The organism is Microcystis sp. LE19-131.1A, assembly GCF_027532015.1.
Lineage (GTDB): Bacteria > Cyanobacteriota > Cyanobacteriia > Cyanobacteriales > Microcystaceae > Microcystis > Microcystis ichthyoblabe_A.
Genome location: NZ_JAPZSS010000281.1, coordinates 1 through 17,782, shown reverse-complemented (window position 1 = coordinate 17,782; position 17,782 = coordinate 1). Strand labels below are relative to the sequence as shown.

At 43.6% G+C, this 17,782-nt stretch carries 19 protein-coding genes and 2 pseudogenes; 15 read left to right on the top strand and 6 right to left on the bottom strand.

What is annotated here, in order from left to right; genetic code table 11:
- Positions 1–306: 306 nt before the first annotated feature.
- On the bottom strand, positions 307–600 hold the full coding sequence (locus O9323_RS19970) for a (2Fe-2S) ferredoxin domain-containing protein (protein ID WP_002753074.1): 294 nt from the start codon (positions 598–600) through the stop codon (positions 307–309).
- Between the two features lie 186 nt (positions 601–786).
- Here O9323_RS19970 and O9323_RS19965 point away from each other — a divergent pair, with 186 nt between their 5' ends.
- The 4 genes and pseudogenes from O9323_RS19965 to O9323_RS19955 all read left to right on the top strand — a co-directional run.
- A complete protein-coding gene (locus O9323_RS19965) occupies positions 787–1,488 on the top strand; it encodes an NnrU family protein (protein WP_288125636.1) in 702 nt (233 codons plus the stop codon).
- A gap of 88 nt (positions 1,489–1,576) precedes the next feature.
- Positions 1,577–1,918 (top strand): thioredoxin family protein, encoded by a 342-nt coding sequence (locus tag O9323_RS19960; RefSeq protein WP_016514592.1) that lies wholly within the window; start codon positions 1,577–1,579, stop codon positions 1,916–1,918.
- Between the two features lie 265 nt (positions 1,919–2,183).
- A complete protein-coding gene (locus tag O9323_RS22965; protein ID WP_002753069.1) occupies positions 2,184–2,342 on the top strand; it encodes a vWA domain-containing protein in 159 nt (52 codons plus the stop codon).
- Positions 2,312–2,707, top strand: a pseudogene (locus O9323_RS19955) (PP2C family serine/threonine-protein phosphatase); the annotation flags it as partial. The gene O9323_RS22965 and the pseudogene O9323_RS19955, both read left to right, overlap by 31 nt.
- 19 nt (positions 2,708–2,726) lie before the next feature.
- Here the strand turns inward: O9323_RS19955 and O9323_RS19950 are convergent.
- Both O9323_RS19950 and O9323_RS19945 read right to left on the bottom strand, forming a co-directional pair.
- Positions 2,727–2,939, bottom strand: a complete 213-nt coding sequence (locus O9323_RS19950) for a type II toxin-antitoxin system HicB family antitoxin (protein ID WP_002753066.1) — start codon at positions 2,937–2,939, stop codon at positions 2,727–2,729.
- A 172-nt stretch (positions 2,940–3,111) separates the two neighbouring features.
- Positions 3,112–3,360, bottom strand: coding sequence for a hypothetical protein (locus tag O9323_RS19945; RefSeq protein WP_024969916.1), 249 nt, complete (start codon positions 3,358–3,360; stop codon positions 3,112–3,114).
- Between the two features lie 539 nt (positions 3,361–3,899).
- Here O9323_RS19945 and O9323_RS19940 point away from each other — a divergent pair.
- A complete protein-coding gene (locus O9323_RS19940) occupies positions 3,900–4,403 on the top strand; it encodes a pentapeptide repeat-containing protein (protein WP_288125635.1) in 504 nt (167 codons plus the stop codon).
- Positions 4,404–4,437: 34 nt separating this feature from the next.
- Here the strand turns inward: O9323_RS19940 and O9323_RS19935 are convergent, their stop codons facing one another.
- Both O9323_RS19935 and O9323_RS19930 read right to left on the bottom strand, forming a co-directional pair.
- The gene (locus tag O9323_RS19935; RefSeq protein WP_288125634.1) at positions 4,438–5,940 is read right to left on the bottom strand and encodes a caspase family protein; all 1,503 of its coding nucleotides are present in this window, start codon (positions 5,938–5,940) and stop codon (positions 4,438–4,440) included.
- A 36-nt stretch (positions 5,941–5,976) separates the two neighbouring features.
- Entirely contained in the window at positions 5,977–6,495 is a 519-nt protein-coding gene (locus O9323_RS19930) for a hypothetical protein (protein WP_288125633.1), read from the bottom strand.
- 86 nt (positions 6,496–6,581) lie between these two features.
- Between O9323_RS19930 and O9323_RS19925 the strand changes: the two genes are divergently transcribed.
- On the top strand, positions 6,582–7,373 hold the full coding sequence (locus O9323_RS19925; protein ID WP_287736523.1) for a hypothetical protein: 792 nt from the start codon (positions 6,582–6,584) through the stop codon (positions 7,371–7,373).
- Positions 7,374–7,440: 67 nt separating this feature from the next.
- Here O9323_RS19925 and O9323_RS19920 read toward each other — a convergent pair whose 3' ends face one another.
- A complete protein-coding gene (locus O9323_RS19920; protein ID WP_288125632.1) occupies positions 7,441–8,418 on the bottom strand; it encodes a phosphate ABC transporter substrate-binding protein in 978 nt (325 codons plus the stop codon).
- Positions 8,419–8,524: 106 nt separating this feature from the next.
- Between O9323_RS19920 and gpmI the strand changes: the two genes are divergently transcribed.
- From gpmI to O9323_RS19875, 9 genes and pseudogenes are all read left to right on the top strand, one after another.
- On the top strand, positions 8,525–10,123 hold the full coding sequence (gpmI, locus tag O9323_RS19915; protein ID WP_288125631.1) for a 2,3-bisphosphoglycerate-independent phosphoglycerate mutase: 1,599 nt from the start codon (positions 8,525–8,527) through the stop codon (positions 10,121–10,123).
- A 505-nt stretch (positions 10,124–10,628) separates the two neighbouring features.
- The gene (secG, locus tag O9323_RS19910; protein WP_002736485.1) at positions 10,629–10,862 is read left to right on the top strand and encodes a preprotein translocase subunit SecG; all 234 of its coding nucleotides are present in this window, start codon (positions 10,629–10,631) and stop codon (positions 10,860–10,862) included.
- The gene (locus O9323_RS19905; protein ID WP_288125630.1) at positions 10,863–11,579 is read left to right on the top strand and encodes a peptidase; all 717 of its coding nucleotides are present in this window, start codon (positions 10,863–10,865) and stop codon (positions 11,577–11,579) included.
- 236 nt (positions 11,580–11,815) lie between these two features.
- The gene (locus O9323_RS19900) at positions 11,816–12,061 is read left to right on the top strand and encodes a UPF0175 family protein (RefSeq protein WP_024968493.1); all 246 of its coding nucleotides are present in this window, start codon (positions 11,816–11,818) and stop codon (positions 12,059–12,061) included.
- Positions 12,058–12,558: a PIN domain-containing protein gene (locus tag O9323_RS19895; RefSeq protein WP_502846432.1), complete on the top strand. Its 501-nt coding sequence runs from the start codon at positions 12,058–12,060 to the stop codon at positions 12,556–12,558. Before O9323_RS19900 ends, O9323_RS19895 begins: the two co-directional genes overlap by 4 nt.
- A 93-nt stretch (positions 12,559–12,651) precedes the next feature.
- A pseudogene (locus O9323_RS22960) lies at positions 12,652–12,768 on the top strand (peptidase); the annotation flags it as partial.
- A 388-nt stretch (positions 12,769–13,156) separates the two neighbouring features.
- The gene (locus O9323_RS19885; RefSeq protein WP_288125629.1) at positions 13,157–15,619 is read left to right on the top strand and encodes a serine protease; all 2,463 of its coding nucleotides are present in this window, start codon (positions 13,157–13,159) and stop codon (positions 15,617–15,619) included.
- The gene (locus tag O9323_RS19880) at positions 15,616–16,353 is read left to right on the top strand and encodes a FlgD immunoglobulin-like domain containing protein (RefSeq protein ID WP_288125628.1); all 738 of its coding nucleotides are present in this window, start codon (positions 15,616–15,618) and stop codon (positions 16,351–16,353) included. Before O9323_RS19885 ends, O9323_RS19880 begins: the two co-directional genes overlap by 4 nt.
- Complete coding sequence (locus tag O9323_RS19875; protein WP_288125627.1) at positions 16,350–17,489, top strand: hypothetical protein; 1,140 nt, start codon at positions 16,350–16,352, stop codon at positions 17,487–17,489. The genes O9323_RS19880 and O9323_RS19875 overlap by 4 nt, the downstream gene beginning before the upstream one ends.
- The last annotated feature ends 293 nt before the right edge of the window (positions 17,490–17,782 follow it).

Genomic DNA, 17,782 nt, shown 5'->3' with positions numbered 1-17,782 from the left:
ACCCTTATCCTGACTTGATTTCAGTTTTTTCTTTGTCAGTAAGGGTGTCAACAAGGAATATTACAAATTGTTAACCGAGTCTTGAAAGCCTTGTGCTACAAAGGTTTGAAATGTTAAGAAAGATGTGACTAAAGGACAGCTTGATAAGGGGGGTGTCTGATAATTTTTAACGCCTACCTACTTAAAACAAATGTATTATCCGAGAATTAAGTCTCTGGATTGAAATCACAGGTACTCACAGGGGTTAACCTAGGAGCAAAAGACTATTGCGAAGCATCACTTAAAAATTGATTACCGAGCTTACTGCTATTGAGCGTGAATGCGTGGATGGAGTAAACGCTCGACCGGTTGACCGTTTTTTAAATGTTCCTCGACAATCTGATTGACATCCTCTGGTTTAACACGACAGTACCAAGTTTCTTCGGGAATAATTCTCACCGTGGGGCTAGTGCTACACTGTCCTTGACAACCACTGGTCATAACGATGACATCTTCTGGGAGAGCTGCCGTTTGCCAAGCTAAAAGAAGCTCGGACGCACCCTGCACCAAACAGGAAGAATGCTGACAGACCATCACAAATCGCTTTTGGGGATAAGACATATTACCTAAAAAGTTGCAAAATTAGATAGTTCCCTGGGTATATTCTTGGGAGTCGCTTTGGGGAAGCATAGTTTTATTTTGCCCCGAATCCCCGATACTGGCAACACAAAAAAAAGAGGCTGAAAATTAACCATCAATCTTTAAAATAGAATTGGGAGAAAAATTTAGTCAATCAAGAGGGTAAAAGTGGCATTCGCTAGTCATTGGATCATGTTAGGTTTATTATTGGGTTTTGCTGTTGCCCATAGCGGATTAGCCAGTTTACGAATGCGGGGAGAAGCTATCATCGGTGCGCGACTGTATCGGGTATTATTTGCCCTTGTGAGTATTCCTCTAGCAGTAATTTTAGTAGTTTATTTCTTCAATCATCGTTATGATGGTTTGCTTCTCTGGCAAGTACAGGGAGTAACCGGAGTAAAAACCCTAGTTTGGATACTTTCGGCCATTTCTTTTTTCTTTCTCTATCCTGCCACCTTTAACCTGCTGGAGATCGCCGCTATCCAAAAACCCCAGGTTCATCTCTATGAAACCGGCATTCTGCGCGTTACCCGTCATCCCCAGATGGTAGGACAGGTGATCTGGTGTATTGGTCACACCCTCTGGTTAGGGACAAGCTTTACCCTATTAACTTCCCTAGGTTTAATTGCTCATCATCTTTTTGCCGTCTGGCATGGCGATCGCCGGTTAGAAGACCGTTACGGAGAGGCATTTTTAAAGGTCAAAGAACGCACCTCAGTGGTTCCCTTTTTAGCGATTATCGATGGTCGGCAAAGTCTAAAATGGCAAGAATTCCTTCGTCCTGCCTATCTAGGAGTAACAGGGTTTATTCTACTCCTCTGGTGGGCGCATCCTTGGCTAATGCAAGCAACAAGTAAAATTTATTGGTGATTTTGCTCCCAACTCCTTTCCTGTTGATCCCGATTGGTGTAGAATGGCTTCTATATCAAAATAAAGTTTTCATAAAATACGTTTAGACATGATATTATCTGTCAACGAAAAGAGCTTCCCTAAGCTAGTTTTAGAGTCTTCTCGTCCGGTTCTCGTGTATTTTTGGGCGCCTTGGTGTGGTTTATGTCGTTTAATCCAACCCACCCTCTTTTCTTGGCAAAATGAGTGTCAAGATGCGATTCAATTAGTCGGTGTCAATGCCGATAATAATTTTAAATTAGCTAATAGTTTTCGTCTGCGTAGTCTGCCTACTTTAATTCTCTTCGATCGAGGTGTTCCGGTTCACCGTCTGGAGGAAATTCACAGTCGCGAGGAATTGCAACAAACCCTGCGACTAATAGTCAAAAATCAAATCCCGCGTTCAGCTTAAGGGAAAGATATCTTTTCTGATGGGTTCTGTGGTTAAAATGTATTCTAAGATACGGTACTGCTAGTGGGTGAGTGGAACGAACCACTCCAGACACAGAGAACACAAAGATCGATCGCTCCTATATCAATTAAACTTATCACACAAAGAATAAGAGAGCCTCTGATGGGACTGGCAGGGATAATATAATAGGACAAAAAGTAGATAATCCCAATTGCTACAACTCCCATAGTTCCCCCAGTTCAAAAAATTAGGAGGCTTGAAAAAAATGCCGATTGGTGTGGCTGAATTTGTCGAAAATCAGGAAAATCGCTGTCCTGTGGTACTACTACTAGATACCTCTGGTTCAATGTCAGGGGAACCGATTAAGGCTCTCAATGATGGGATCAAAACCTTGATTATAAATTATTGGGTCAGGATGTTTTGATTGGAGCCGTGGCTGATGGGGCCGGTAGTGCCAAACATTCGGATTTGGGTGCGAAAATAACAGTTGAAGCAGCGCTGCATTTTTTAGAGGAAAATCTCTAAAAAACAGCATTTGCGGCAACTGAAACTGAAGCCGAATTAAAGGAAATATTCTGGCAAATGTTGGCTTATGTTCAGCAAACTCTCCAAGAAGAAGCCGAAAAAGAACAGTTAGACATTAATGATCTGGCGACAACTTTACTGGTTGTTTTGGTTACTTCAAAACGATTAGCGGCGATGCAGATAGGAGACGGTTTTATTGTGTTCAAACCTCTGGGAGGAAATTATCATTTATTGTTGCAGCCTGACAAGGGGGAATGGGGAAACAATCAGAGAAACTTCATCATTAGGTAAATAATAGTCGTCCTTTTGGTTCAGGAATGATTCGTTCTAGTTGTTTGGCACTTTCAATCCATTCTTGAATAACAAGTTCAGCATTTTGTACAGCTTCTTGATAGGTTTCTCCATCTGCCATACATCCTGCTAATTCTGGAACTTCAACAATAAAAGCTCGATCTTCCTCACTCCAATAAATAATTAATTCATAGCGAATTTTCATCTTTCCCTCCTAATTTATATTTTAAAATTAGATTACGAATTTGTTTGACTTGATAAGTTGTGTAGGTTGGGTTGAACAGAGTGAAACCCAACAATTATAGGCTTTGTGTTGGGTTTCGTGCCTCAATCCAACCTACTACTACTGAACCAGAGAACAAAGAATCATCATAACATTATTGATCATCTGGCAAAGCTAAAATTTCATCCCCAATTAAATCAGATAAATTTTCGGTATGAACGTGCAAGTGAGTAATTGAGCCTATTAATTCTGCCAAAATATCCCCTTTTTGGTCATCAGTTAGGCTTGGTAATTTAAGCTGACTTAGTAAGAATAAAACCGCCTCGCATTCTTCACCTAATTCAGATAATAGAGTGGCCAAGGTAGAGTTGACTTTCAAGGGTTTTTCAGTGTTTGAAATCATTGCTTATTTTCCTCTGTTTAATCGCTTTTCTGCTCTAGATAAACTTTTTTCTAAACCTTTAATTTCTCTTTCTCAGTAATTAATTAAGTTTTCATCGGGGGATTCTTTTTGTTCCTCATTGGCAATTTTTTGATGATGGATCAGAATTTGATAACGAATGCTTTCAACAGATTTACGAAATTTCTTTTTTGACAAGTATTTACTCCTAACTTGCGCTGGTTAATATCTATCGTAATTATAAACCATAGATTATGTAGGGGAAAATGGCATTTACCCTCCTGGGGTGACGGTGACAGGTATCGAATCGCGGAACCCCTGATAACCTCGTGTGGAAACGATGTAGGATCGGAGTTTGAAAAAACTGCGACACGCCTTATACGCTACAATTCACTGACACAGGACTGTCCAAACTCTTGAATATAAACACGCACTAAAAAAGTGTGATAGTGGGATGCCCCCAGTGGAATACCCTTTAATGTTTTGACATTTTTACAGGATAAAGCTAAGATAAGGACTATTCATCTTCAATCGTGGACAAAATGTTAGCGGAAATCAGGCTCAAAACCTTAACTGTTGCCATTATCTTTAGCTTTATTGGGTTAACCACCCCTATTTATGCAGAAAACCCCGATCATGTAGCAAAACTAAAAAAGACAAAACAATGTCCGGGTTGCGATCTCAGTGGGGCAGATTTAAGCAAGTTGAACTTAAAGAATGCCAACTTGAAAGGTGCTAATTTAAGAAGTGCCAATTTAAGAGAAAGTAATTTACTACAAGCTGATTTGGAAGGGGCAATTTTAACAGGTGCTAACCTAGGTTCTGCTAACCTCATTGGGGCTAATCTCAAGAATGCCAAGCTAAATAGTGCTGATTTGGGTGGTGTAAAATTCATGGATGCTAATTTGACGGGAGCGAGTTTAGCTAATGCCGATATATGGGATGCCAACTTTACTGGGGCTGATATGAGTGGTGTAATTTTGAATGGTACTCAAAGGTGCGGCGGTGCCATTGCACCCGATGGAAGTAGAGGAATAAGATGTTAAACAATATCTAAAAACATCTAAGCAGTTCTTGATATTAATTACCTTTCTTTCGGCAATCTGCAAAGCGTGAATATAGCAAGTGCCGATTCGTATTGCTTCCTCCATCTGACCAACCCTCTCCTAAAGGATAAGTTATTTGTACCGGAAGATGTCCTTGAGGTGGATTAGCATATTTAATATCATCACTCGATATATAGCTACTGCCAGAACTGGGACTAGATGGTGGTATCCATTGAACCCATTGAGCAAATTGACCATAAGCTTCAATGATAGTTGTTGAATTATTTTTAGCATCATTCCAAAACTTTAATTGCGCCGACAGTCCTAATTGATTATTACTGTACTCAGACCAAAGCCGATCAATAAATTTTAAGTCCTCACAAGCAAAACTATTAATATCCTTTTCATCCAACCAGTCCCTATTTTTCCAATCTGGATTTTGATACTTGGCTGACGCTAACATTAACTTAAAAGTTATGTCGTCTGCTTCCTTCCATTTCTTCTGTTGTAGAAGTTCCCGTAGGGGGGTATAGTCCACGCCGGTGGTTGAGGAGATGAGAGTCGATTGCGGTTGGGTGGGTGGTGTTGGTTGTGGCGTGACCACGGGCGATGGGGTAACAGGGGGAGGACTGAACGGAGGAGGCGATACTACAACAGTTTGCTGTGGATTGAGATAAAACTCATCCCCTTCTAAATTCCCTTCTGTCCAAGGTTGTTGGACTGCGTTTGTTTTTTCCTTAACTGATGTGCTGACCCGCCGAAACATCAACTGCACATCTATATTAGGTTTCTTGATATTTTCCAGTAATGCCGACGTAAAGGGAGAATTGCGCTGTCCTACCCCATCTGCCGCCGTATTTCCTTCCCTCGTTGCGTAGGCAATAATAATGCCACTGGGAGGAGAAACAGCCGTCAATCCCCGAACATTGCTACCCCGACGACTCGATCGCCACCGCCGATAAAACGGATTATCCCGACAGGCATCAATAATAATAATATTGACCTGATTTCTCGCTTCTTCCATTGCATTCAGCACCTTACCCAATGCGACCGCCTCATAACGGGCATCTTTCTCATTCAGGAGTTGTGCCTTGAGGGGAATTAAATAATTTTCTCCCTGTACCTGTACCCCATGTCCTGCATAATAAAAAACACCCACGCCACCCTTACGCAATTGTCGGCTGAAATCGTTGATCGCATTTTCCATCGATCGCAAATCCTGATTTTGCAACAACTTCACCTCAAAACCCAACTCCCCTAACGCCTTGGCGATATCCGTTGCATCATTAACAGGGTTAGATAATGCGCCTTCCTCATAGTTCGCATTGCCAATCACCAAAGCCACTTTGGGTTGTTTTTGCGCCACTAATTGAGGATCGATCCCCTTCAATTGCCCTTGCAGAGATGGCGAGCTTAAACCCCCATCCTTCGCCAAAATGACGGTTTTGGGGGTCGTATTAGTAGCAAACCCCGCAAAAGCTATTACGGCTAAACCAGTAGCAACAGAGATAAGAGCGATCGGTTTCAGAGGCAACATAGAACAAACTCAGCGATTTTTAAACTCAATGGCAATTTACTCGATCTCTCCAATGTGAATCGTCATTTTTGCCGACGAGTTCAAGAGAATCTTTTTCACTCCGTGGGGTTTATTCTGGGTGTCTTCTAACAATCGTTCTCGCCCTTGAGGACTCATCGTGGCTAGAGCGATCGTCGCTTTTCTGGGAGAATTTCCTAGCTTCAAGGCCGGAATGGGCAAATCTGGCAATATTTTATTTCCTCGGAACTTAGTCGGCAGAGGCTTTCCTGTAATCCAGACATCACCCTCAAAAGCGATCGCCTTAACTTGTGTCAACGGAACCTTTTCCGAATAACCCTCAGCCGAAAGCGTCAAACTTGTTTGATTAAAAGCTGTTAATTGACCCGTCAGAGAAGCCCCCTGTTTCCTCGTCACCGTCGCCTTATCCGGCACCGCCACTTCTAAAACTGTTCCCTGACTCCGCGCGGAACCCTGCCACCCGGCCCAATGCCCCTCACTGGCCACCCCCAGCAATAGTAAAGCCAGAACACTCCCCTGCAAAATAGTCTTCTTCACCGGATTAACCCCTCAATATCCAGATAAATTAAGAGATGATAGAATCCTAACACCTCTTTTCTGCGCTCACAACTAGGCTGTTTGTCATGGCTGAACCCCAGACCACCCCCGAATACAATCCCCTCGGCAAACTCCTCGGTGTGCTGGCTTTGTTAGCCGCCGGCCTGTACTTTACCGGATGGACTTATCGCTGGACTTACTTCAGCTTCTTTCAACTCGAAGTCACTACCCTTAACCTACCCGGCGAATCCTTTTATCTTGCCGCCTTCCAAACCTTTTTCGGGGAACCCCTCGCCTTCCTGAGAACCATTCTCGTTTTGGGTGTGACAGTCTTAGCTATTCTCGTCACCCTGCACTGGGGCCAAAAATGGGGCAGTAAATACCTGCGAAGATTGCCCTTTACTTTCAATGAAGCCCAGACAAAGATTCTTAACTTTTTCGCCTCTCTGCTGAATGAGCTAATTATCGTCCTCTTTATCCTCACCGCCCTCTTTTGGCTGGCCCGTTGGCAAGCCCAAGCCGATGCTTGGAAAGATGCCGTCAACGAAACCTCTTCACTGCCCGTCGTCACCCTTCTGATGTCCAAAAATGCCGCTTTAGGACGCAAACTCGATAACCCCCTCGATAACCCAACTGACTTGCGGATCATCGGCGATCGCAAAGCCTACGATCTCCTCCTCGGTCAAGAACTCACCGACCTGAGCAATTCTAACAAACCCAGAGTTTGGCGACTTCTCCTCAAACAAGACGGTTATGCCTATATTTTCCCCGCCTTACCGAAAAAAGATTCCCGGTTGACCATTCCCGTGGCGATCGTTTATGAAAAAGATAATGGTGTTCAACTAACCATTCTCAATGCCTCCCCGTCTCCACGGTAAAATAGGCAATGCTCACCCTAGTCATGCAAGACGTAAAATTTCCCAGATTTTCGGATATTCTCGCTAACTACTTTTGTAGGTCTTCATTGGCCCGAAAAATCGCTTCCTGACCATCACTAGAGGTCACAAAACCCATAAAAGCTTTGACCGCTTCACTAGCAGGTTCTTTGTAAACGTAGTAAAGGGTACGCTGCCAGGGATAATTAGGTTCACTGGCTGAAATTCCGTCCACAGCGAGCGCCCTGACGGTTTTTTGGTCGGCAATTTGGCTATAGGTTGCGTAACTAATGCCATTCAGTCCTAAAACTCGCAAAATTGGGGTGGTGGCATCCCTATCCATCATTTTAAAATTAGTTCCCGTACCAAATTCTCCCCCTTGCAGCACTTCCTGACGAAAACTTTGATAAGTGCCACTAATAGGAGGACGATTAATCACTTGAATAGTAGCAGCAGAACCTCCCACCTCGGACCAAGAGGTGATTTTTCCGCTAAAAATATCTTTAACTTGGGCAGTGGTTAACCCCCCCGCAAAGGGATTTTTTACCCCCACCACAACAGCGATCGCATCTCGAACGATCGGACTAGAAGCCAATCCCTGAGAGCGTTCTGACTCGGTTAAAGGTCGTGACACCGCCGCAATATCGATCGCCCCCCGGGCCACTTCCTCTAATCCTCTATCAGATCCTTGAGCATTTGTCAATACCTCTACCCCCTGAAATTTGGCCGTTAAAGCGGCTTTTAAGGCTTGATTAATCTGTACCATACTGGTGGAGCCGTTAATGCGAATTGTCGTGCCACTGGGGATAGAAGTCGGTGGGGCAAAACTAACCACTCCCTGGGGGGAAGGGGGAGGGGGTAGGGGAGAGGAGGCACTTCCCGATGTGGGGGATTTTTGCGGACTTTTACCGCTGCCACAGAGAAAGAATTCTTGACCCGCAGCACATTGACTTTGCAGCCAGAAGTAACCCCCACCTAAAATGCCCGCAGTGGCTAAAAGAGCGATTATTAAAGCAGTTGTTTCGTTTTTTTGAGACATACCCATCATTTGCTGACATTAGGGGGTCGATCGCCTGGACACCGGTGATCAATTGAAGTTTCGATGATATTATCTTAGTGCATGGAAATCCACTCTTGATTTAGGACTGTATATCATGACCCACGCACCTATATCCCCAGTCGTACTGGTTATCCTTGATGGTTGGGGTTATCGCCCGCAAAGGTCGGATAATGCGATCGCAATGGCGAAAACCCCGATTATGGATAGTCTCTGGGAAGTCTATCCCCACACCTTAATCCGCACCTCCGCTAAGGATGTGGGACTACCAGAAGGACAGATGGGTAACTCGGAAGTTGGCCACCTCAATATCGGAGCGGGGCGAGTTGTACCACAGGAGCTAGTACGGATTTCCGATGCGATCAAAGATGGTTCGATTCAACAAAATCAGGCTTTATTAAAACTCTGCGCCGAGATTAGCCCTAAAAAAAGCAAATTACACCTGATCGGTTTATGCTCCGAGGGGGGAGTCCATTCCCATCTCGCTCACTTACTGGGATTATTAGACTTAGCGAAAGTGCAAGGGATTAGCGATGTCTGCATTCATGTCATCACCGATGGTCGCGATACTAATGTCACCGACGGGATGCTCGCTATTAAACGGATTCAAGAACATATTAATAAAATCAGTCTCGGTCGCATGGTGACTCTCAGTGGCCGTTATTATGCCATGGATCGGGATCGCCGTTGGGATCGGGTGGAAAAAGCCTATAACGTGATGACCAGTGATCAAGGTATCGACGGGCGATCGATCACGGAAGTATTACAGGCATTTTATGATCAAAATATTACCGATGAATTTATTCCCCCCACCAGAATTGCACCCGGGGCGATCGAAGCGGGCGATGGGGTGATATTCTATAATTTCCGTCCCGATCGAGCTAGACAGTTATGTTATGCCCTGACTATGCCCGATTTTGAAGATTTCGATCGAGATTTAATTTCTCCCCTCAGTTTTGTCACTTTTACCCAATACGATCCAAAATTACCGGTAGATGTGGCTTTTGCTCCCCAGAATTTAAATAATATTTTAGGACAGGTGATCGCTCAACAGGGATTAAAACAGTTTCGTTGTGCGGAAACCGAAAAATATCCCCACGTCACCTACTTTTTTAATGGGGGGTTAGAAAAACCCTTTGAGGGAGAAGTGCGCGAATTAATTCCTAGTCCAAAAGTCGCCACCTATGACCAAGCTCCGGCCATGTCGGCAGCCGCGGTGACAGCAGCGGTCTGTGGGGCGATCGAACAGGGGATCTATAGTCTCGTGGTAGTCAATTACGCTAACCCCGATATGGTGGGTCATACGGGCATTTTAGACGCGGCCATGAAAGCAGTGGAAACGGTGGATCTATGCTTGGCTAAGTTGTTAAGTAGCATCAATAAATTGGGGGGAACAGTGTTAATCACTGCCGACCACGGTAACGCCGAAACGATGGTGGATGAGTCGGGTAATCCTTGGACGGCCCACACGACTAATCCCGTTCCTTTAATTTTAATTGAAGGGGAAGGAAGAAAAATACCCGGCCACGGTGGCGATGTGCAGTTGCGGGATGATGGTCGTTTAGCCGATATTGCCCCCACTATCCTGGAAATTCTCTCTATTCCCGTCCCAGTAGAAATGACCGGGCGATCGCTGATTAAACCGGCCGAAGTGGAAATTAAAGCCAGTCGCACTCCCGTCCGCATCTCGCTTTAACAGTGATCAGTAATCAGTAATCAGTAATCAGTGGAAATAATTAAAAAATTGGCTAATTAGGGTTTGCGGCAAAAAGTACGGGCGAAGCATTCGGATAGAAAATCTCCGGTTTCACCGATAGGTTATTGCCCGAATGCTTCGCCCCTACAGGACGCGTGCCGATGAAGACGCAAGGTTTGGAAGCACGATTCTCTCAAAATCTTGCACCTGTTTCGCGAAACAAGACCCTACAACCCTTACCTCGTCTATATTTCACCATTATTCAGCAAGCCCTAATTAGCAGAAAAATGACCAATAAAAACCGCTCTCTTGTAGTTATGCTGATCAGCAAATCTTATCGAAGAAAGGGCGTAGGGCATCTTTGAATGTAAGATAATGAACATTTTTCAGCCAATTTCCGAGAGAGCCATAAAAATTTAAAACTTACATCTGATAACTGATAACTGATAACTGATAACTGATGATAACTGCTATACTTTGTAATGGAAAATAGAGAGTAATAATCATGACAGTGGTGCTGGTAGTACAGATTATTTGGGCGCTGGCGGCGGCCTTTCTGGCGATTTTGGTGTTATTACACAGTCCCAAAGGGGACGGTATTGGCGGTATTGGCGGCCAATCACAGATTTTTACCAGCGCAAAAACGGCGGAAAAAACCTTAAATCAGGTGACTTGGGCGTTGGGGACGGTATTTATCACCCTAACTATTGTACTGAGCGCCGGCTGGTTAAATCGCTAAATGCTAAGAGGTCGGTTCTCTTTTCTAGGACTCGCAGCCTTGGCGAGTCTTTTGCTGTTTTCCTATTCTTTGATCGCCGACAGTCGATCGCTACCAGAGTTAAAAACCCATCCTTTACCCGCTAATTTAGCCCAATGGCAAGAGCAAAACCAGTCCGGGGATTATTTTGATGCCGTGGAAATCAGTCCCGTGGGGGCGTTGATTTGGTCGCAATTTCCCGTGAAGATTTATGTTCACAGCGATCGCAGTTCTTGGCTGAGTTTGGTACAACAGGCGATCGCTGAATGGGGGCAGTATTTGCCGATGGAGTTGGTAAATCGGGCAGAATTGGCCGATATCCTCATTAAACGGGAGTTACCGCCGTCGGGAGTCCGTTTTAATGCCGAAACGGGTAAGTTAGAACTGCCCCGGGTGCGTTCTGCCATAACACAATACGAGATTTTTGTCAAGGAAAATCGCTTAACTCATCGGATGAGTATCCAGATTAGTCCTAATTTAGCCGATCGGTCGGCCTTAGCGGCAGCGCGGCACGAATTAGGTCACGCTTTGGGAATTTGGGGTCATAGTCCCCTGGAGACGGACGTGATGTATTTCGCTCAAACTAGAGATATTGCCCCGATTTCTAGCCGGGATATTAACACTTTAAAAAAGGTTTATCAGCAGCCAACTAAGTTAGGTTGGCAGATGGATCAGCTAGGGTATCTAATGCCTGAATAAGTAAATATTGCTCTTCAGTCGGTTCTGCTATAAGTTATGGATATACTTAGTATAACCGACTGAGATAAAGAAGGTTAACCATCGCTTAAACCTCTATTTCCTCTAGCCAAGCTTGAATCGCGCTGAGGATATTGGTTTATGTCTGTCATGTCTGCAAAGGTTTGGGCGCAATACCAGAGGACTTAGCGGCACTATAATAGAAGGAGAAAGATAAATCAAATTAATCTGTCCTAATTATGAGCGTTGTCATTCCTGATGAGATTTTTCAAGCTTCTGGTTTGTCAGAAGAGGAACTATTGCAAGAAGTTGTCTTGATGTTGTATGAGAAAAAGCGAATTAGTATAGGTAAGGCAAGCAATCTATTGGGAATCAATTTAATTGAATTTCAACATCTTCTAGCTAGTAAAGATATGTATATTCATTACGATATTGAGGATTTGCATGAAGATGTAAACACTCTCAAACGATTGGGTAGATTATGAAAATTGTTTGTAATACTTCGCCTCTAACCAATCTAGCTGCTATTAATAAATTAATGCTCATTCGAGAGGTTTATGGAAGAATTACCATTCCTAATGCTGTCGCTAATGAAATTGCAAAAGTAGGAACTATCTATCCGCAAGCAGGTTCAATTCCTTCTCAAGATTGGATCACTGTTTGTCCAGTAACTAACTGGAGAAAAGTTCAGCATTTGCAAGGACAAAATTTAGATAGCGGGGAAGCTGAGGCAATAGCACTTGCTCTTGAATTAGATGCCGAGTTGTTGATTATTGATGAGCAATTGGGTAGAAAAATTGCTCTGAATGAAGGATTAAATATTACTGGTTTGTTAGGCGTTTTATTAGAAGCAAAAAGCCAAGGTTTGATTTTTGAAATTAAACCTGTTATGGATAATTTAATAGGTCAAGCTAAGTTTAGAATTGCTTCAAGTCTTTATCTTGAGGTTTTACGTTTAGCTGGCGAGGAAAATTATCTTTAAGTCCAGATACATCTTCAGCTTTCTAGGATAGTTTGATGAATCCATCTCAAAATCACTTCGTTTTGTCGCATTTGGGGATTGTTAAGATGAGTGACGGATGTGATGTATTTCGCTCAAACTAGAGATATTCCCCCAATTTCTAGCCGGGATATTAACACTTTGAAAAAGGTTTATCAGCAGCCAACTAAGTTATGTTGGCAGATGGATTAGCTAGGGTATCTAATACCTGAATAGGTAAATATTGCTCTTCAGTCGGTTCTGCTATTAAAAAGTATAAGTTATGGATATACTTAGGATTAGCTGAATAATGGTGAAATATAGACGAAGTAAGGGTTTTAGGGTCTTGTTTCGCGAAACAGGTGCAAGATTTTGAGAGAATCGTGGTTCAAAACCTTGCGTCTTCATGGTTCCGCGTCCTGTAGGGGCGAAGCATTCGGACAATAACCTATCGGTAAAACCGAAGATTTTCTATCCGAATGCTTCGCCCGTACTTTTTGCCGCAAACCCTACTTAACCGACTAAGATGCAGCAATGTTCCTGACTCCATTGCTATCTGTTAACCTATAGATAGAATATTTTTAATCAGCTTATGAAAGTGATGCGGCTGGCTTGGGTGTTAACTTTGGCATTGATGATCATGCCGCCGACAACAGTGGCACAAACACTGGAGCAGTTATGGCAACAGGGTGAAACCGCTCAAGCGCAAAAAAAATACCCGGAAGCCGAAAGAATCTGGCGACAAATTATTCAGCTTGAGCCTAACAGTGCTGTGGCTTTTAGCAATCTCTGCGACGCGCTATTCCGTCAAAATAAGTTAGACGAAGCACTGATTTTCTGTCAAAAGTCGCTCGCTCTCGACCCAAAACTTCCAGAAACCTACAAAAATATAGGTAATGTCCTATATTTACAGAAAAAACTGACGGAGGCCGAGGAAATGTACCGTAGGGCGATCGCTCTTGATGATAAGTATGTCGATGTCTACAACAATCTCGGTAACGTGCTGTCTGACCAGAAAAAACTGACGGAGGCCGAGGAAATGTACCGTAGGGCGATCGCTCTTGATGATCAGTATGTCAATGCCTACTACAATCTCGGTATCGTGCTGGCGGACCAGAAAAAACTGACAGAAGCGGAGGAAATGTTCCGTCGGGCGATCGCTCTTGATGATAAGGATGTCTATGCCTACAACGGTCTCGGTATCGTGCTGAGAGACCAGAAAAAACTGACAGAAGCCGAGGAAATGTACCGTCGGGCGCTCGCTCTTGATGATAAGTATGTCGATGCCTACTACAATCTCGGTAACGTGCTGAGGGACCAGAAAAAACTGACAGAAGCCGAGGAAATGTACCGTCGGGCGCTCGCTCTTGATGATAAATATGTCAATGCCTACAACAATCTCGGTAACGTGCTGAGGGACCAGAAAAAACTGACGGAAGCGGAGGAAATGTACCGTAGGGCGATCGCTCTTGATGATAAGTATGTCAATGCCTACTACAATCTCGGTAACGTGCTGTATGACCAGAAAAAACAGACAAAGTCCGTCGAAAAGTTCCGGAGTGCGATAGCTCTTTATGAAACCTATGACTATGCCTACAACAATCTCGGTATCGTGCTGTATGACCAGAAAAAACTGACCGAAGCGGAGGAAATGTACCGTAGGGCGATCGCTCTTGATGATCAGTATGTCAATGCCTACTACAATCTCGGTAACGTGCTGTCGGACCAGAAAAAACTGAAGGAAGCTGAGGAAATGTTCCGTAGGGCTCTCGCTCTTGATGATTTATTTGTGAATGGCTACAACAATCTCGGTAACGTGCTGTGGGACCAGAAAAAACTGACGGAAGCCGAGGAAATGTACCGTAGGGCGCTCGCTCTTGATGATAAGGATGTCGATGTCTACTACAATCTCGGTAACGTGCTGTCGGACCAGAAAAAACTGAAGGAAGCGGAGGAAATGTACCGTCGGGCGCTCGCTCTTGATGATAAGTATGTCTATGCCTACTACAATCTCGGTAACGTGCTGAGGGTCCAGAAAAAACTGACAGAAGCCGAGGAAATGTACCGTAGGGCGATCGCTCTTGATGATAAGTTTGTCTATGCCTACAACAATCTCGGTCTCGTGCTGAGGGACCAGAAAAAACTGAAGGAAGCCGAGGAAATGTACCGTCGGGCCTTAGATTTACCGGATAATACTACTGGGACTCCTACTACCGCTCACACCCTTGCCCATAATAATTTGGGTCGGCTCCTACAGGAACAGGGCAAGCTAGAGGCAGCGATCGCTGAGTTCGAGAAGGCGACAAAAATCGATCCGAAGTTTGAATTTGCCAGCAATAACCTGCAAGAGGCCCGGCGCTTGTTATCCTTGCAGCAACAACCGGAGCAGATCATCGCTTTGAATAATACTAAATATTTACCCCAAGAGGATCCCCTCACCCGGATCAAGCGATCGATCGTTAAAATCAGTGTGGTCTTTACCGGTAACGCCAAGGGGACTGCCTACGGTACGGGTTATGTGGTCAAACGCCGGGGAACAACGGTGTGGATTATCACTAATCGTCATGTGGTGGTTGATCGCGACACGGAACAGAGGGGCGATAATCTGGAAGTGGAACCCTATTACGGCGAAAATCTACCCAACCTGCCGCGCGATCGTGTAGTGGCTAAAATAATTCACATCACCCAACCCCAAGAAAACTTGGATTTAGCTTTGCTGGAAGTCACGGGTTTACCAGACGATATCAGTCCTTTAACCTTTCATCAAGGCGAAATTAACCCAAAAACACGGATTTCTATCATCGGACATCCTGAATCAAAAGATTGGTCGAAGTACGAGGCGATTACCATCGGCATTCAGTCTAGTAGCGGCAATTTATTAATCGATGTGAGTCTGGCCGTGGGGGGGTCTGGTAGTCCAGTATTCGATCAGGAAATGCGGGTGATCGGATTGATGTTTAAAACGATTAACGAGTCCCAAATCGATTCTACTGGTATCGGTTTCGCTTACCCAATAGATCGAGTTCTCCAAAAATTAGCTCAATGGCAGGTGGTTGTACCATGAAAAAATCATTTATTGTCCTCAACTTAACAATTCTTAGTCTTATTTTGGTCTCGTTCTTCCCTATTCAAGCTCAAAACTGTGGGACGGGAAATACTAGATCTAGCAACTATATCCAGAGAGATAATGATAAGCGCTGTGAGGGAATAGCTCCGATCGATATTGCGGGCAGTTTTAGTCTTATTTCCCTTTCTATCGGCCGGATTCGGGAGATGACTGACTCCCTAAAGTTGGAAGTGCCTAGTCGTAATAACCGAGCGCCAAAAGTGATAGTGCGTTCTGTGCCAAAAAATTATCAACTCGATCCCCTCACCTTGCGTCCCCAAGGTTCTCGCTATCAATTTAAATGGTCTAACTATGTTATTGATCGCGAAGATATCGCCCTTGAAAGTCTGCGGGCCACGGCCTCTATCAGTGACGGTAAATTGATCTATTTGCCAGTTATTTTTAATCAGGCAAAAACCTATGATATCGTCCTTTTTGCTAATGTGCGTAGCCAGATCAAAGAATTACAAATCCTCCAGAACAACGAGGTTATCTATGAGACTTCTCGCCCTAACTGGCAACCAAAAGGAGAAATTTTCTTTACTTGGGATGGTCGTACTTCTGATGGTAAACTGGCTAAGGCGGGATTGTACGAATTGCGAGTCAAAGCTTTATTAGAACAAGATGATGCTCCTCCCAGAAATGCCCCGATTAATATAACTTTTGAACATAATCCCCAGTGGCTAAAATGAAGTCCAAGCATAATTTTAAAAGTTTCTGGCGATGGCTCAAGAAAAATCAAAAGTTTACGATAGTTTTCCTAGCTACGCTGTCCCTAGTTTTCCTGTCGATTTTTGGGGGAATTATCCCAGTTAAACAAAACTTTGAAGGCAATTTATTGGTAAAAAGCTTTAGTTTTACCTGTCAAGAAAACGAAAGTTTATTGCTCAAAGATGTCTATAATCTTTCCCAAATAGATCTATCGGGACTGAAAAAATTTACCCTCGCTGGCACCTTTAGCAGTCTTGCAGATCCCGAACTCAATAAACGAGAGCGACTAGAAATTGAATCAATCCGAGAAAATAGCACTTTAACAATTACCCCGACGGCGGATTTTATCCTGCAAGAACTCCGTTTACAAAAGGAAACTAGAGTAAAAAATCTCAAATACGCGCCTTTTAATAATCTTTTGGCTTTTAGTTTGCAGCCAAATTCTCAACCAGTAAATTTATCATTTAATCCTAGCGGCAACCCGATTAAAATAACTCTCTCTGGTTATAAAATTGCTAATTTACCCCAAAAAAAAGAGGATATTCCCCTCGAATTTAATCTCAGCACCACCGAATTTAAATTAGAAATACAACAAGTGATCGATGTTAATTTACAACTTTCTCAAGATAAAGAACAGCCTATTTTTTGGCGCAATATTAAAGTTAGTAATGTTAGATTTGAGCGACCGATTATCACCGGTAATAATGTGAGAGATGACTTAGTGGAATCAACAATTATTTCTGGTAATATCCGGATGGCTCAACAGGATCTTAAGCTAGAAGAAAACCAATTCCTGAGCGTCGAGAAACCGGGAGTAGAGATATTAAATCAGATAAAAATTATCCGAGAGGATAGTAACCAAAACCTCAAACTAAAAACCACGGGGGAAAACTTGCAGATTACCGAAGCATCACAAGGTTTAGAGGTGAGCGTTTCCGGCAATACCAACAGCATCCAAGTGGGGTTAAATCCGCGACTACCGATCGCCCAAATTCAAGGCAGTTTTTTATCCCGTTATCTTGGCAGCGAGGCGATCGTGGCGATAATTTCCTTTTCTGGCGGTTTGATTGTTTCCTTGCTTTCGTGGTTATTTGATAATTTTGCCGCTTCTCCCTAAAAACTAACGTCCCGCTCGCTAAACTGCCAAATTGATAAGCTCCTTTGACCTTTCGCCGCCCTATTGAGCAAAACTAGGTATTGTAAAGTTTCAATACAAATATAGTCAGATATAGTCAGGCATGGTAATATACAGACATGAAACTATCAGAATATGCAAAAAAAGCAGCAATAAGTTATCGAACGGCTTGGAGGTGGTGGAAACAAGGGAATTTAACAGGCTATCAATTGCCTTCTGGTACAATTATCACAACGGATGACAACCCTTCAAAACCCGACGCTGAGTTAAAAGAC

Coding starts and splice junctions, on each gene's coding strand:
- O9323_RS19970 (WP_002753074.1), bottom strand. CDS start 600: ATGTCTTATCCCCAAAAGCGATTTGTGATGGTCTGTCAGCATTCTTCC.
- O9323_RS19960 (WP_016514592.1), top strand. CDS start 1,577: ATGATATTATCTGTCAACGAAAAGAGCTTCCCTAAGCTAGTTTTAGAG.
- O9323_RS22965 (WP_002753069.1), top strand. CDS start 2,184: ATGCCGATTGGTGTGGCTGAATTTGTCGAAAATCAGGAAAATCGCTGT.
- O9323_RS19950 (WP_002753066.1), bottom strand. CDS start 2,939: ATGAAAATTCGCTATGAATTAATTATTTATTGGAGTGAGGAAGATCGA.
- O9323_RS19945 (WP_024969916.1), bottom strand. CDS start 3,360: ATGATTTCAAACACTGAAAAACCCTTGAAAGTCAACTCTACCTTGGCC.
- O9323_RS19940 (WP_288125635.1), top strand. CDS start 3,900: ATGTTAGCGGAAATCAGGCTCAAAACCTTAACTGTTGCCATTATCTTT.
- O9323_RS19935 (WP_288125634.1), bottom strand. CDS start 5,940: ATGTTGCCTCTGAAACCGATCGCTCTTATCTCTGTTGCTACTGGTTTA.
- O9323_RS19925 (WP_287736523.1), top strand. CDS start 6,582: ATGGCTGAACCCCAGACCACCCCCGAATACAATCCCCTCGGCAAACTC.
- O9323_RS19920 (WP_288125632.1), bottom strand. CDS start 8,418: ATGATGGGTATGTCTCAAAAAAACGAAACAACTGCTTTAATAATCGCT.
- gpmI (WP_288125631.1), top strand. CDS start 8,525: ATGACCCACGCACCTATATCCCCAGTCGTACTGGTTATCCTTGATGGT.
- secG (WP_002736485.1), top strand. CDS start 10,629: ATGACAGTGGTGCTGGTAGTACAGATTATTTGGGCGCTGGCGGCGGCC.
- O9323_RS19905 (WP_288125630.1), top strand. CDS start 10,863: ATGCTAAGAGGTCGGTTCTCTTTTCTAGGACTCGCAGCCTTGGCGAGT.
- O9323_RS19900 (WP_024968493.1), top strand. CDS start 11,816: ATGAGCGTTGTCATTCCTGATGAGATTTTTCAAGCTTCTGGTTTGTCA.
- O9323_RS19895 (WP_502846432.1), top strand. CDS start 12,058: ATGAAAATTGTTTGTAATACTTCGCCTCTAACCAATCTAGCTGCTATT.
- O9323_RS19885 (WP_288125629.1), top strand. CDS start 13,157: ATGCGGCTGGCTTGGGTGTTAACTTTGGCATTGATGATCATGCCGCCG.
- O9323_RS19880 (WP_288125628.1), top strand. CDS start 15,616: ATGAAAAAATCATTTATTGTCCTCAACTTAACAATTCTTAGTCTTATT.
- O9323_RS19875 (WP_288125627.1), top strand. CDS start 16,350: ATGAAGTCCAAGCATAATTTTAAAAGTTTCTGGCGATGGCTCAAGAAA.